This is a genomic window from Nitrosospira briensis, assembly GCF_900115125.1.
Lineage (GTDB): Bacteria > Pseudomonadota > Gammaproteobacteria > Burkholderiales > Nitrosomonadaceae > Nitrosospira > Nitrosospira briensis_A.
In genome coordinates this window covers 117,758-131,342 of the sequence record NZ_FOVJ01000007.1, presented here as the reverse complement: position 1 = coordinate 131,342, position 13,585 = coordinate 117,758, and the positions used below count along the sequence as shown (strand labels likewise).

Genomic DNA, 13,585 nt, shown 5'->3' with positions numbered 1-13,585 from the left:
TGCCGCAGGGTCAGAAAGTGCTATCCGAATTCGACATCATCCAGCGTTATTTTACCCGCCCTACGCCTCATGCCGTACTAGGCGTCGGCGACGACGCCGCCCTGATCGAGGCGGCAGCGGGGACGGAATTGGCGGTTTCCACCGACATGCTGGTAGCCGGGCAGCATTTTTTCCCGGAAACTGACCCACGCAGCTTGGGCCACAAGTCTCTCGCGGTAAACCTTTCCGACATGGCGGCGATGGGCGCAGCGCCGCGTTGGGCCACGCTTTCGCTGGCACTGCCCGAACAGCTGGTGCGAGAGAACGAGAAATGGCTGCAAGCATTTGCCGACGGGTTTTTTGAACTTGCTCATGCTCATCAAGTAGGCCTCATCGGTGGAGACACGACGAGAGGGCCGCTCAACATCTGTGTGACAATTATTGGCGAGGTGGCGAAAGGAAAGGCGCTGCGCCGCAGCGGCGCCAGGCCGGGTGATGATATCTGGATGTCCGGCCATTTGGGTGATGCTGCTCTGGCGCTGGCTTACCAGGAGGGACACATCATGCTCGAAGCGGGCGAAATCGAGAAGTGCCTGGCTGCATTGCATACCCCGGCGCCGCGTGTTGCTCTGGGGCAGCAATTGATTGGGCTTGCCCACAGTGCAATCGATATTTCCGATGGGCTGCTGGCCGACCTGGAGCATATCCTCAAGAGTTCAAGCGTGGCGGCAGTCATAAAAATGGATCAGATAAACTGTTCGGGGTCGGTAAAAAAATACCTTCAACATCCGCTAGGGGTTAAATGCCTGCTGGCCGGTGGCGACGACTACGAACTCTGTTTTACCGCTCCCCGTGCGAAGCATCAAGAAATCGAGATGCTCTCCCGCGAGCAAGAAATTTCGTTGACCTGTATAGGCAGTGTCGAAAAGGGGGAGGGATTGGTCGTGCTGGACCCAGCAGGGAGGAAAGTAACGCTTGAGACAAAAGGTTATGACCACTTCCATGCCGGATAACGGCGTCGATAGCATGAGCCCCGGAGGAGTTGGGGGGCGATCTGGCCGCCTTTCATGGCCCGAGCCAGAGATCGAGCCAGATAGAGCTGCCGGATCGCGAATTGAGGCACCAGGGCTTGCCTCGCCTCCCGGCGCTGCCAAGCCGAATCCCAACAAAGCATTTGTAAGGAGCCGTTCCGCGCACTTCATTGCGTTCGGCGGCGGTGTGGGCTTGAGCCCGGCTGCGCCGGGCACTGCCGGAACGCTGGCCGCTTTTCCACTATTCTGGCTGTTTGACTATTTTCTCGATCCAGTCAAGTTTCTCCTGTTGATCAGTGCGATGTTCATCATAGGCATTTGGGCTTGTAGCACGACCGGAAAGGCCTTGGGCAGCCACGACCATGGCGGAATGGTCTGGGACGAGATCACCGCTTTTCTGCTGGTGCTGTTCCTTACGCCGAATAACCTGATCTGGCAGGCGTATGCGTTTCTGCTGTTCCGTTTGTTAGATATAATAAAACCGCCACCCATACGATATTACGACCAGAAGCTGCGCGGCGGTTTTGGAGTAATGTTCGATGACTTGCTGGCTGCATTCCTGACCTTGCTTTGTCTGGCCGTCTGGAAGAAGTTTGGCATATAGAACAGGTAATAGAGGATAAAGCCCGTTTCGAGGGAATAAAACAGATTTCCGAAGGAGGCAAATGACATGGATGATATGGTTCTCCAGGACCTTGCCAGGCAGGCTGGCACGGCGCTTTCCCAGCAGGAATTGATGCTTGCCACCGCCGAATCCTGCACTGGCGGGTGGCTGGGACAAACCATCACATCGATAGCCGGAAGTTCCGCCTGGTACGAGCGCGGCTTCATCACCTATGCGGCCATCTCAAAACATGAAATGCTGGGCGTCAGCAATGCAACGCTTGAACAATACGGCACAGTATCGGAGCAGACCGCATCCGAAATGTCGGCAGGCGCCATTGCGCGAAGCCATGCGCAGGTAGCAGTTTCCATTACCGGCATCGCCGGACCGGATGGCGCCACGACGGAAAAACCGGTGGGGATGGTATGCTTTGCCTGGATAATGAAAGAGGGAATGGCGCTCACGGAAACCCGATATTTCAGCGGCAGCCGCGAGGAGATAAGACGTCAATCGGTGGCGGGAGCGTTGCAAGGCGTGATAGACCTGCTGTACAGTATTCCGCCGAAAGTCGCCTGAACTTCCGGTTGTTCAATGGCGACTGGCCTAATGTGCGCTCTTCCCGGACATGAGGCGGTCGCTATAGGCGATCGCAATCGCGGAAAGCAGAAAAACCAGATGGATTCCCGTTTGGGCCAGAATGGTTTTCTCGTCGTACGCCTTGGCATTGATGAAGGTCTTGAGCAGGTGGATAGACGAGATGCCGATAATGGCCGTGGCGAGTTTGACTTTCAGCACCGATGCATTGACATGGGACAGCCACTCAGGCTGATCAGGATGTCCTTGGAGATTCATGCGGGAAACGAACGTTTCATAGCCTCCGATGATCACCATGATGAGCAGGTTGGAGATCATCACTACATCGATTAAACCCAGCACAACCAGCATGATAGTGGTTTCGGTGGTCTTGGTAGGTCTGACCGCGCCTTCAATCGCAACCGCGTCCAGAATATGCTGTAACGCAGCCTCGTTCCCCATTACAGCCCCGATCAGATCCAGCAATTCGACCCAGAAGTGGTATACATAAACGCACTGGGCGAGAATAAGCCCGAGGTACAAGGGCAATTGCAGCCAGCGGGTGGCGAAGATGAAATATGCCAGCGGTTGGATTTTCCTGGTATAGACGCCCGGAGGAGGGGCGTTCGGATCCTCGTTCATATTTATTCGATTTTGTAGTTGGCGACGAGCAAGTAGCCGTTATTTTACACGCCAGGGTGTCGTGTTGCGCATCTTATTGATCTTGATTCCATTTTCATGCGTTCAACATGGCGCAATCCGTTGCGGAACCGGATTTCAAGAACAAAAACCATGCTAACCCTGTATCCGGTCATGCTTGGAGCTTTCCTGTCCGCCCTGCATGCGCCATTTGCCGCGGCCGAAACACCCGAGCAGATTTTGGCGGAGGCGTCGCCTTTTGTGGTATCAGTGGATATGGTTGACGCAAACGGCAAGCTTCTTGGCCAGGGCAGCGGCGTAGTGATGGGAACCGGGCGGGTGATTACCACTTGCGATGTAGCAAGAAAAGGAAAAAATGGTCAGGTGCGTCGAGCGGGTACCGCGTTCAAGGCAGTATTGCAATACGTCCAGGCCGACAATCTTTGCCACCTGAATGTGCCCCACTTGCAATCCCCTCCCATCGCGCGCGGCACGGCAAAAAAGCTCAGGATCGACCAGCGTGTCTATGCTGTCGGCGCGCCGGGGAAAAAGCAGGGACAGAAGGAACAGCGGGGGGGCAAGCCAATCCTGAGCAAAGGGCATATTTCCAGGCTGCGGCCATACAGGGGCTCGCAATATATTCTTTCTTCCGCCGCTATTTCTTCAGCCTTCAGCGGGGGCGGGCTGTTTGATAGTGATGGAGAGCTGATCGGGATACTTTCGCCGCAGCGTGTCGAAGGTGAGAATCTTGCTTTCGTACTCCCGGTGGATTGGATAGAAGAGCCGCCCCATGAAACGAAGGGGCCGAAGGGGGCGAATGAGCCGCAGCAGGTGCGGGCCGGTTCGGCGAGAAAAAACAACAATGGACTGGATTGGCTTAACCGCAGCTTGGCGCTGGAAAAAAAGGCGGATTGGCGCGCCCTGTTAAAACTTTCACAGCAGGAAGTCAAACGCGACCCGTCTAATGCGGTGGCCTGGTTCAGCGCGGGTGTTGCGTTCACAAATCTCAAACAATATAACGAAGCAGTCGACGCTTATCGAGAAGCAATACGCAACCAGGCCGAGTATGGCGCCGCCTGGCATAATCTGGGCGTGGCCTACGCCAATCTCAAGGATTATGACGACGCGATCCAGTCCTATGAGGACGCGCTCCGTATACAGCCTGATAACGCCGAGGTCTGGTATGACCTGGGCAATACTTACCGCGAACGCAAGCAATACCCCTATGCCATCCATGCCTATCGACAATCGCTGGGCATTAATCCCGAGAATTCACGGGCCTGGTACAACCTGGGTATTACCTATGACGACTTGAAGCTATATGATGAATCAGCTGAGGCATACCAGGAGACGGTCCGCATTCAGCCGGAGAATGCCGATGCCTGGTACAACCTGGGCCTGGCCTACGCAATGCTGGAAGAGCGCGGCAAAATGAGGGACATATATCAGGCCCTGCGCAAGCTGGATCCGGCGAGGGCGGAGCTGTACTTCAACACTTATATTTTGCCTTGAACGTTACCTCGGGCGAGAGAAGTTGGTGCGTGCAGAAAAACTAGCCTTGTAGAACACCCGTCATCCTCCGTCCGCTATCCCGGCCGGCTGTTCCTGTGCGATAATTACCCACTCTACAAAGGAAAAATCCCATGGACGAAAACAGAAGCAAAGCACTGGCGGCAGCGCTTTCCCAGATCGAGAAACAGTTCGGCAAGGGTTCGATCATGCGTCTGGGCGCCAGTGATGTTGCCAAAGACGTTCAGGTGATTTCCACCGGTTCGCTTGGCCTTGATATTGCGCTGGGCGTGGGCGGTTTGCCCAGGGGACGGGTAATAGAAATTTACGGACCGGAATCTTCGGGCAAAACCACGCTCACTCTGCAAGTCATCGCCCAAATGCAAAAGATGGGAGGTACCGCGGCATTCATAGACGCGGAGCATGCTCTTGATCCGCAATACGCACAAAAAATTGGCGTCAATGTGCAGGAATTATTGATTTCCCAGCCTGACAACGGCGAGCAGGCCCTGGAAATCGCGGATATGCTGGTGCGCTCCGGTTCAGTCGATGTGGTGGTGGTGGATTCTGTCGCCGCCCTGACGCCCCGGGCGGAAATCGAGGGCGAAATGGGCGAGCCCCAGATGGGCCTGCAGGCGAGATTGATGTCGCAGGCATTGCGCAAGCTCACCGCCAATATCAAGCGCAGCAACACCATGGTGATTTTCATCAATCAGATACGCATGAAAATCGGCGTCATGTTCGGCAACCCCGAAACCACTACCGGCGGCAACGCCTTGAAGTTCTACGCGTCGGTGCGCCTGGATATACGCCGCACCGGTTCGATCAAAAAGGGCGATGAGGTAATCGGCAGCGAAACGCGCGTCAAGGTGGTCAAGAACAAGGTTGCGCCGCCATTCAAACAGGCGGAATTCGATATTCTCTATGGCGAAGGCATCTCCCGGGAAGGAGAGATCGTCGAGTTGGGTGTACAGCACAAGCTGGTCGAGAAAGCTGGCGCCTGGTACTCCTACAAGGGAGAAAAAATAGGTCAGGGCAAGGATAATGCACGCGAGTTCCTGAGGGAGCACAATGACATAGCGATGGAAATAGAATCCAGGATTCGTGCCGCCCTGGGAGTCTCCAACCCCGCCGAAACCGCGAATGCAGAGTAATCGCAGCTCGATCTGAATTTTTCAAACCATTTTCCGTTGCCAAGCATGGTGACTCACAAGCCGAGCCTGAAAACCCGTGCCTTGGGTTATCTCTCCCGGCGAGAACATTCCAGGCTGGAGCTGGAAAAGAAACTTGCTCCTCATGCCCAAACTTCCGAGGAAATCTCTTCCATGCTGGATACGCTGGAGCAGCGTGGCTTTCTGTCGGCTGAGCGCATGGTCGAGCATGTGATACATACGCGCCAAAGCAAATTCGGCAGTCAGCGGATAGTGCATGAGTTGCGTGAAAAGGGCATTGCAGAGAATTTAATCGCCGAGGCGTTGCCTAATATCAGGGAAGCTGAGCTGGATAAGGCGCGCGAAGTGTGGCGGAAAAAGTTCGGTGCGTTGCCCGCCAATGCGAAAGAGCACGGGAGGCAGATGCGGTTCCTGATGGGGCGGGGCTTCGCTGCGGAAGTAATACGGCGAGTGCTGCGCCATTATGATAAGGACGAAGCTTGACAGACCGCTTGACTGGCAACCTGGTCCGCATGCTGCTGGCTGTGTCCGCGATGGTGATTCTGCTGGTCGGTTGCAATCGGATCGACGCGACGCCCATCAATGAAGTCGTTACCTCCCCCGCGAACTTCGACGGCAAGGAGGTCATGCTCCACGGCGTGGCGAAAGAGCCTACCCGGCTTCCGCTATTTAACATGAAGTCCTATGTGCTGAAAGACGAAAGCGGAGAGATCACCATTCTTACCGAAGCCGATCTCCCCAAAACAGATGAAACGCTGAGCGTGAAGGTAAAGGTAGCAAATCTTGCGATTATCAATGGCGAACCACTGGGCACGACGGTAACAGAAATAGAGCGCCGCTAGATAAAGTATAAGGCGAAGCCCGGCAGGTTGTGGGCAGGAAGCGGATACCAATCGAATGAAGTCGAGATGAAAAGCAGCGAAATACGCCAAAAATTTCTTCAATACTTTGCCTCGCATGGCCATGAGGTCGTGCCGTCGAGTTCGCTCGTCCCCGGCAACGATCCCACGCTGCTGTTTACCAACGCCGGCATGGTGCAGTTCAAGGATGTATTTCTCGGCCACGAAAAGCGGCCTTATGTGCGCGCGGCGAGTTCGCAGCGCTGCGTGCGTGCAGGCGGCAAGCACAACGATTTGGAAAATGTGGGCTATACCGCACGGCATCATACGTTTTTCGAGATGCTGGGCAATTTCAGCTTCGGCGATTATTTCAAGCGCAACGCCATCAAGTTCGCATGGGAATTCCTTACCGTCATTCTCAAGGTCCCGGAGGAGAAATTATGGGTTACCGTTTATGCCGAAGATGACGAAGCTGCCGATATCTGGCTCAACGAGGTCGGAATTGCGTCTTCGCGGTTCACGCGCATCGCAACCGCGGACAACTTCTGGCAGATGGGCGAAACCGGCCCGTGCGGCCCCTGTTCCGAAATTTTCTACGATCATGGCCGGGAAATAGCGGGCGGCCCCCCCGGCACCCCCGAGGCGGATGGCGACCGCTATGTCGAAATCTGGAACCTGGTGTTCATGCAATACAACCGGGACAGCGCAGGCACGCTGCATCCGCTCCCCAGACCGTCGGTGGATACCGGCATGGGGCTGGAGCGCATCTCGGCCGTTATGCAGCAGGTTCACAGCAATTACCAAATCGATTTGTTCAACGAACTTATCGGAGCGGCGGCGCGAGTTACCAACGCAGTTGATTTATCCAGCAACTCACTCAAGGTCATTGCCGATCACATTCGGGCCTGCTCTTTTCTCATCGTCGATGGCGTAATTCCCGCTAATGAAGGCCGGGGCTATGTCCTGCGGCGCATCATCCGGCGCGCTATTCGCCACGGCTACAAGCTTGGGCAAATTAACCCTTTCTTTTACTTGCTGGTGGAGGACTTGGCGAAAGTCATGGGGCAAGCCTATCCAGAACTGGTGGAAGCCAGGGCGCGCGTCGCGGCCGTGCTGAAGCAGGAGGAAGAACGTTTTGCCGAAACGCTTGAAAATGGAATGCAGGTACTGGAGATGGCGCTCAGGGAAGAAAAGCGCATGCTGGATGGCGAAACCTTGTTCCGCCTCTACGACACTTATGGTTTTCCGCTGGATCTCACCGCCGATATTGCCAGGGAGCGCGGCATCGCCATAGATGAGGCCGGATTCGAGCAGGCGATGGAGCGTCAGCGCGAGCGTGCCCGAGCCGCCGGCAAGTTCACGATGCAGGAAGGCATAAGCTATAGCGGGCCCTCGACTACCTTCCACGGCTATGGGAGCCTTCAGCATGAAGGACAAATTCTCGCCATCTATAAGGAAGGTAGCCAGGTCGAGTTCATCGAAGCGGGGGATGAGGCGGTAGTCGTGCTCGATAAAACCCCCTTTTATGCAGAGTCGGGCGGGCAAGTAGGTGATGCCGGCGAGCTGCTTGCCGCCAACGGCACCTTCGCCGTATCCGATACCCAAAAAATTCAGGCCAACGTATTCGGCCACAAAGGCCTATTGCGCAGCGGACGCCTGGTTACGGGCGATATGATTCTGGCGCAGGTCAATTGTGAAGCACGGGCACGCACGGAGCGCAATCATTCAGTCACCCATCTGATGCACAAAGCTCTGCGCCAGGTGCTGGGCCCGCACGTGCAGCAAAAAGGCTCGTTGGTCGATACCGATAAAACGCGCTTTGACTTCGCGCATAACCAGCCGATGACAGATGCGGAAATCAGAAAGGTCGAGATGCTGGTAAATGCCGAGATCCTGGCAAATGCGGCGACCGAGGCGCGCATGATGACTATAGAAGACGCAAAAAAAACAGGGGCGATGATGTTGTTCGGCGAGAAATATGGTGACGAAGTGCGCGTACTGGATATTGGCACTTCACGTGAGTTATGCGGGGGCACGCATGTCAAGCGTACCGGCGACATTGGGCTTTTCAAGATCGTCGCCGAATCCGGCGTGGCGGCGGGTGTTCGGCGTGTGGAAGCGGTTACGGGCGAGGCCGCGCTCGCGTATATCCAGGAACAGGAACGGCAATTGCAGCAAGTGGCAAACGCCGTCAAGGCTCAGCCGCAGGAAACCGCCTTACGTATCACGCAAATTCTCGATAACGTCAAACACCTGGAGCGAGAGCTCGGGCGCATGAAATCAAAACTTGCCAATTCACAGGGTGAGGATGCCGCCGGGCGGGTTCGCGAAGTCAAAGGCGCAAAAGTGCTGGCCGTGAATCTTGACGATGCAGACTCCAAAACCTTGCGTGAAACGCTGGACAAGTTCAAGAACAAATTCAAATCCTGCGTCGTGGTGCTGAGTGCAATCGAGGACGGAAGAGTCAAGCTGATCGCGGGTGTCACTGCCGACCTGGCAACGAAGGTGAAGGCGGGTGAGCTGGTCAATTATGTGGCCCAGCAGGTTGGAGGCAAAGGTGGGGGCCGCGCCGATATGGCCCAGGCCGGCGGGACCCAGCCAGATAATTTGCCCACCGCCCTCGAGAGCGTGGCCGGCTGGGTTGAACAACGGTTGTAAACCTCTTGATTTCGAAAAATAAATCCCGATATAAACAGAATGACTAGCAAACACGCCCGCCTTCTCATCCTTGGTTCCGGCCCAGCCGGCTATAGCGCGGCAGTTTACGCCGCTCGCGCCAATCTCAAGCCTGTCCTCATCACCGGCATAGCGCAAGGGGGCCAGCTCATGACCACGACCGATGTCGATAACTGGCCGGCTGATGCCATGGGCGTACAGGGCCCGGAACTGATGGAGCGCTTTCAAAAACATGCGGAACGCTTCGACACCGAGATCATTTTCGATCATATTCATACCGCCAGACTAACGGACAAGCCCATTACCCTCATCGGTGATCAGGGCACCTATACCTGCGACGCACTGATTATCGCCACTGGGGCCTCCGCCCGATACCTCGGTTTGCCTTCAGAGGAGGCGTACATGGGCCGGGGCGTATCTGGTTGCGCGACCTGTGACGGTTTTTTTTACAAGGGACAGGATGTTGCGGTTATCGGAGGCGGCAATACGGCGGTGGAAGAGGCGCTTTATCTTTCCAACATTGCCCGTAATGTCACCGTGGTCCACCGGCGCGACAAGTTCCGCTCGGAAAAAATCCTGATAGACAAGTTGATGGGGAAGGTGAAAAACGGCAACGTCAGGCTGAAGCTCAATCATGTGCTGGATGAAGTGCTGGGCGATGATTCTGGCGTTAACGGCATGCGCATCAAATCTCTGCAAGATAACTCTACTGAAGAGCTGGACTTGCAAGGCGTATTCATCGCTATTGGCCACCGGCCAAACACCGACATTTTCCAGGGGCAGCTGAAAATGGAAAATGGTTATATCATCACCCGCAGCGGAAATCATGGCAACGCGACGGCGACCAGCATCCCGGGCGTGTTCGCCGCCGGCGATGTGCAGGACCATATCTACAGACAGGCGGTGACCAGCGCGGGCACGGGCTGTATGGCGGCGCTGGATGCGGAAAAGTATCTGGATGTTTTGACGTAAGCAAGACTGGGGCCGCGCGGGAGAGATTGAAAACTCCATATGAAACAGCCGGACAAAAAGCGTGCAATGGATCGCGAGGCTGCGCCGAAGGCGGAACCCTCTGACGACGGCATGGCCTTATTCCACGATGCGGTTCGGAATGTGGCGCCGCTGCCCGCTTCTGATAAAGTCGTTCTCGCCGGCAAGCATCCCCAGCCAATACCGCGCCCTCAAGATGACGGGCAAGCCGCGCCGGATGATTCGCTCTCTGACCATATCCCGCTGGAGATAGCAGCAGGCGATGAATGGTCGTTTCTACGTTCGGGCCTGTCGCGCCAGACTTTGCGGCGGCTACGACGCGGCTACTGGACGATTCAGGCGCAACTTGACCTGCATGGATACACGCGCGACGAAGCCCGGCTGGAACTGGTCGCTTTTCTTGACGCCAGCCAAAAACGCGGCTTCCGCTGTGTGCGTGTGATACACGGCAAGGGGCTCAGTTCCCGGAATCACGAACCGGTTTTGAAGGCCAGGGTTGGAAGCTGGCTCTCGCAACGAAATGATGTGCTGGCTTTCTGCCAGGCCAGACCGGAAGATGGCGGCAGCGGCGCGGTGCTGGTGCTGCTCAAGGTTCCCGCGTCGCAAAGTTTGGAATATCCCTGAAACGCCAATTCCCATTACAAAGCAGCGCGCCGGTTGGGTTTACGAGGTGACTCGAGGGCTGAAAGGCATCGACCCAAAAAAGGCTGGTGAGCTTTTTTAGCTTAAAGGGTGGGATTGGGTTCGTGAGAGTAAGTCTTCTCATGCAGTTCCTGGCAGCGCACGCACCTCTCCGCAGTGGGAAGGGCCATCAATCGCTCGAAGCCGATTTCGCCGCCGCACTCGATACAATCGCCGAAATTCAGTTCCGCCAGGCGTTTTAGCGTAGCTTCCACCCCCCGCATTTCGTTTACCTGGCGGTCCACGAGTGCAGCATCCACATCCACGATCATGTCAGCCACCGACTCATCACCCGGATCAGGCACGCTGCCGGCCACATCGGCGTAATGCTGGTTGCCCGAGCGTTCCAGCTCGCCCCGGACCTCTTCCCGCAATTCCAGATAACGGTGCTGAAGCATTTCTTTCAGCTGCGCCAATTGCTCTTCGCTCAGTTTCGCCATGATGGATCATCTCCCTGTGTTCTTGGCTGGTGCCGAAGGTGTAGTATTCCGCATTGCTTAAGTATGAACTATGGGCGATAAAATGCACGGAAGTTTTGCGCCTCACAAACTGCGGATGAAATCAGCCCCCAAGGATTACGAACCCTTCAGCTTTTTCAAATCCTCTATCACTTCCGCAGAGTTGCGCGAAGTACTGGCAGATAAATATATCCTCGCAATCTTTCCTTCAGGGTCGATCAGAAAAGTATTGCGCTTGGCCATGCTGCCGTCACCCCTAAGCGAGCCGTAACGCGCTGCAGTTTCGCCCTTGCTGTCCGCCAGAAGGGGAAACGGAAGATTATATTTTTTGGCGAAGTTCGCGTGGCTGTCGGAATCGTCTACGCTCACCCCCACCACCCGCGCACCCAGATCCCTTAGCTCGCTGATATCATCGCGGAACTTGCATGCCTGTTCCGTGCAGCCCGGCGTATCATCCTTTACATAGAAGTAAAGCGCGAGCCACTTGCCCCGAAAATCCGCCAGCGTATGTGTCTTGCCGTCCTGATCAGGAAGGCTGAAATCCGACGCCGGCTGGCCTACCTTGAGCACAGGCGATTCCGCACGTATCGCGTGACTTGAGAGCAAAAGAACTGCTGTCATTACTGTTGCCAGTATTCCCCGTAATTTCATAATACCCCTCTATCTTCGCAGGATGGGTGGTGCGAAGCACAACCCATCATTTCCTCTAACACGCGGCTTCCCGCAATTCCTATCCCCATCATTTCACCTATCCACCACATTCACCTTCCTGACCGGCCAAGCCCAAACCCGCAACAGCAGCGCCGCGCAGGCGGCCAATCCGCCAGCAAAAAAGAAAGCCATCGCCGCGCTTTGAAATTGCCAGATCGATCCGAACAGCAACCCCGCCGGAATTGCCGCGATGCCCACCATCAAATGATACCAGCCGAAAGCCGTTCCTCGCTCCCGAGGGGCCGCATAATCGCTGATAATGGCTCGCTCCGCTCCTTCGCTCATCCCCGCACAAAGACCATAGAAAATACTTACCGCCCAAAGTGCTGCGCTTTGCTCCACCATGCCAAGCATCAGGAAGGAGAGCGAAAACGTTGCCCAGCCGATCAGCATCAGCGACCCACGCCCAAGTCTATCAGCCAGTTGCCCGCCCCAGGTGGAGGTTGCCGCCTTGCAAAGATTCAACGCCGACCACATCAATAATAATTCGACTGTGCCTACGTCCAGTTGGTGCCCTAGCAGCAGGATAAAGGTTTCCGACGCGCGCGCAAACGTAAACAACATCAGCACCAGAAGATAGCGACGCATGGGCCGCGACAGCACCGACCAGCGCAGGGGTGGCAACACAACGGGCACATGAGCAGCAGCGTGAGCGACAGCCGTCTTTTCATCCTGTACGCCCACGCCCAGCAGCAGCACGGCGGCAATACCCGGAACTGCCGACCACAGAATCACTTCTGTCAGGCTCAAGCCCGACCAGGCAAGCACAGCCGCGGCGGCGAGACTCCCCGCAACGGCCCCGCCGTTATCCATCGCCCGGTGATAGCCAAAGGCATAGCCATGCATATGAGGCGGCGTCGCGTCCGCCACCAGCGCATCACGCGGAGCGCTCCGCAGACCTTTGCCCACGCGATCGATGCTGCGCAGCACCAGAATCATCGGCCAGGAACCGGCTAGCCCCAGCAATGGACGCGCCATATTGGAAAGCGTATAGCCGGCCACCGCCAGCCCCTTGCGCCGTCCGCTCATGACGTCGGAATGCCGCCCCGACCACAGCTTGAGGAGGCTCGCTATTGCATCCGCAACCCCCTCGATCAAACCCAGCGCCAGCGGCCCGGCGGCAAGCACCGTCGCCAGCAATATCGGAATGAGCGGAATGACAATATCGGAAGCGAAATCGTTGAAGAAACTGACCAAGCCGAGAACGACGACCGTACGCGGCAGTTTTTTGTGTTTTCTTTGATCAGCGGAAGCGCTGTCAGGATTGCTGGGGGATGCGGGGCCGGGCTTATCCATAGCCGAATATTAGCGTAAAATGCAGCCACCGCCCTGGTAGCTCAGTGGATAGAGCGACCCCCTCCTAAGGGGTAGGTCACACGTTCGATTCGTGTTCAGGGCGCCAGCATTCATAAGGGTTTGAGAGTTTAAGCGGTCTTCGTCCTCTTACCGTATTTCCAAAATGTAACCATTTTGTAACCGCCCGGCCTGGCCCGGGCGCTGTAAGGCTGTTGGTTAAGAGGTGTAAGTTCTTTGCTTTCCTGAGCGCCAATCAGGTACCGCCAGAAAATTCTCACAGGAATCGAATAAAGACAGAGGGATCATCGCCAACCTGGGAATGACACCCTGGGTGGTTTCCGGTAACGATACAGGCAAGCGGGTCGATTCAGATGGAAGTCGCTACCGAAGCAAAAGCCCTGCCGACATTGAAGAACAAGGGGACATT

14 protein-coding genes and 1 tRNA gene are annotated in these 13,585 nt (G+C 56.0%); 11 read left to right on the top strand and 4 right to left on the bottom strand.

Features of this window, described 5'->3' with window-relative positions; genetic code table 11:
- Positions 1-17: 17 nt before the first annotated feature.
- The 3 genes from thiL (at position 18) to BMZ14_RS12620 (ending at position 2,190) form a co-directional block, all read left to right on the top strand.
- Positions 18-992, top strand: coding sequence for a thiamine-phosphate kinase (gene thiL / locus BMZ14_RS12630; RefSeq protein ID WP_074798218.1), 975 nt, complete (start codon positions 18-20; stop codon positions 990-992).
- Between the two features lie 100 nt (positions 993-1,092).
- A complete protein-coding gene (locus BMZ14_RS12625; protein WP_074798220.1) occupies positions 1,093-1,614 on the top strand; it encodes a phosphatidylglycerophosphatase A family protein in 522 nt (173 codons plus the stop codon).
- Between the two features lie 66 nt (positions 1,615-1,680).
- Complete coding sequence (locus BMZ14_RS12620; RefSeq protein WP_074798134.1) at positions 1,681-2,190, top strand: CinA family protein; 510 nt, start codon at positions 1,681-1,683, stop codon at positions 2,188-2,190.
- 27 nt (positions 2,191-2,217) lie between these two features.
- On the opposite strand, the gene BMZ14_RS12615 is transcribed toward BMZ14_RS12620, so the two are convergent.
- Positions 2,218-2,829: a YqhA family protein gene (locus BMZ14_RS12615; protein ID WP_074798132.1), complete on the bottom strand. Its 612-nt coding sequence runs from the start codon at positions 2,827-2,829 to the stop codon at positions 2,218-2,220.
- Between the two features lie 96 nt (positions 2,830-2,925).
- On the opposite strand from BMZ14_RS12615, the gene BMZ14_RS12610 reads away from it, so the two are divergent.
- From BMZ14_RS12610 to BMZ14_RS12580, 7 genes are all read left to right on the top strand, one after another.
- On the top strand, positions 2,926-4,338 hold the full coding sequence (locus tag BMZ14_RS12610) for a tetratricopeptide repeat-containing S1 family peptidase (protein ID WP_083396785.1): 1,413 nt from the start codon (positions 2,926-2,928) through the stop codon (positions 4,336-4,338).
- 131 nt (positions 4,339-4,469) lie between these two features.
- The gene (gene recA, locus BMZ14_RS12605; protein ID WP_074798128.1) at positions 4,470-5,489 is read left to right on the top strand and encodes a recombinase RecA; all 1,020 of its coding nucleotides are present in this window, start codon (positions 4,470-4,472) and stop codon (positions 5,487-5,489) included.
- A gap of 45 nt (positions 5,490-5,534) precedes the next feature.
- Entirely contained in the window at positions 5,535-5,990 is a 456-nt protein-coding gene (gene recX / locus BMZ14_RS12600; protein WP_074798126.1) for a recombination regulator RecX, read from the top strand.
- Complete coding sequence (locus BMZ14_RS12595) at positions 5,987-6,349, top strand: hypothetical protein (protein ID WP_256208613.1); 363 nt, start codon at positions 5,987-5,989, stop codon at positions 6,347-6,349. Before recX ends, BMZ14_RS12595 begins: the two co-directional genes overlap by 4 nt.
- 66 nt (positions 6,350-6,415) lie before the next feature.
- Positions 6,416-9,004, top strand: a complete 2,589-nt coding sequence (gene alaS / locus BMZ14_RS12590) for an alanine--tRNA ligase (protein ID WP_074798124.1) — start codon at positions 6,416-6,418, stop codon at positions 9,002-9,004.
- 39 nt (positions 9,005-9,043) lie between these two features.
- Positions 9,044-9,994, top strand: a complete 951-nt coding sequence (trxB, locus tag BMZ14_RS12585) for a thioredoxin-disulfide reductase (RefSeq protein WP_074798122.1) — start codon at positions 9,044-9,046, stop codon at positions 9,992-9,994.
- A gap of 39 nt (positions 9,995-10,033) precedes the next feature.
- On the top strand, positions 10,034-10,636 hold the full coding sequence (locus BMZ14_RS12580; protein WP_143071996.1) for a Smr/MutS family protein: 603 nt from the start codon (positions 10,034-10,036) through the stop codon (positions 10,634-10,636).
- A gap of 101 nt (positions 10,637-10,737) precedes the next feature.
- Here BMZ14_RS12580 and BMZ14_RS12575 read toward each other — a convergent pair whose 3' ends face one another.
- From BMZ14_RS12575 to BMZ14_RS12565, 3 genes are all read right to left on the bottom strand, one after another.
- Complete coding sequence (locus BMZ14_RS12575; RefSeq protein WP_074798120.1) at positions 10,738-11,133, bottom strand: TraR/DksA family transcriptional regulator; 396 nt, start codon at positions 11,131-11,133, stop codon at positions 10,738-10,740.
- Positions 11,134-11,268: 135 nt separating this feature from the next.
- Positions 11,269-11,772, bottom strand: coding sequence for a peroxiredoxin (locus BMZ14_RS12570; protein ID WP_143071995.1), 504 nt, complete (start codon positions 11,770-11,772; stop codon positions 11,269-11,271).
- A gap of 123 nt (positions 11,773-11,895) precedes the next feature.
- Positions 11,896-13,158, bottom strand: a complete 1,263-nt coding sequence (locus BMZ14_RS12565; protein WP_083396784.1) for an MFS transporter — start codon at positions 13,156-13,158, stop codon at positions 11,896-11,898.
- Between the two features lie 30 nt (positions 13,159-13,188).
- Between BMZ14_RS12565 and BMZ14_RS12560 the strand changes: the two genes are divergently transcribed.
- A tRNA-Arg gene (locus BMZ14_RS12560) sits at positions 13,189-13,264 on the top strand.
- Positions 13,265-13,585: the final 321 nt, after the last annotated feature.

What these genes read in the sequence shown, in the direction of transcription:
- BMZ14_RS12565 (WP_083396784.1), bottom strand. Translation starts at nt 13,158, where the DNA reads ATGGATAAGCCCGGCCCCGCATCCCCCAGCAATCCTGACAGCGCTTCC.
- BMZ14_RS12620 (WP_074798134.1), top strand. Translation starts at nt 1,681, where the DNA reads ATGGATGATATGGTTCTCCAGGACCTTGCCAGGCAGGCTGGCACGGCG.
- recA (WP_074798128.1), top strand. Translation starts at nt 4,470, where the DNA reads ATGGACGAAAACAGAAGCAAAGCACTGGCGGCAGCGCTTTCCCAGATC.
- BMZ14_RS12570 (WP_143071995.1), bottom strand. Translation starts at nt 11,772, where the DNA reads ATGACAGCAGTTCTTTTGCTCTCAAGTCACGCGATACGTGCGGAATCG.
- BMZ14_RS12575 (WP_074798120.1), bottom strand. Translation starts at nt 11,133, where the DNA reads ATGGCGAAACTGAGCGAAGAGCAATTGGCGCAGCTGAAAGAAATGCTT.
- alaS (WP_074798124.1), top strand. Translation starts at nt 6,416, where the DNA reads ATGAAAAGCAGCGAAATACGCCAAAAATTTCTTCAATACTTTGCCTCG.
- recX (WP_074798126.1), top strand. Translation starts at nt 5,535, where the DNA reads ATGGTGACTCACAAGCCGAGCCTGAAAACCCGTGCCTTGGGTTATCTC.
- BMZ14_RS12580 (WP_143071996.1), top strand. Translation starts at nt 10,034, where the DNA reads ATGAAACAGCCGGACAAAAAGCGTGCAATGGATCGCGAGGCTGCGCCG.
- BMZ14_RS12610 (WP_083396785.1), top strand. Translation starts at nt 2,926, where the DNA reads ATGCGTTCAACATGGCGCAATCCGTTGCGGAACCGGATTTCAAGAACA.
- BMZ14_RS12615 (WP_074798132.1), bottom strand. Translation starts at nt 2,829, where the DNA reads ATGAACGAGGATCCGAACGCCCCTCCTCCGGGCGTCTATACCAGGAAA.
- trxB (WP_074798122.1), top strand. Translation starts at nt 9,044, where the DNA reads ATGACTAGCAAACACGCCCGCCTTCTCATCCTTGGTTCCGGCCCAGCC.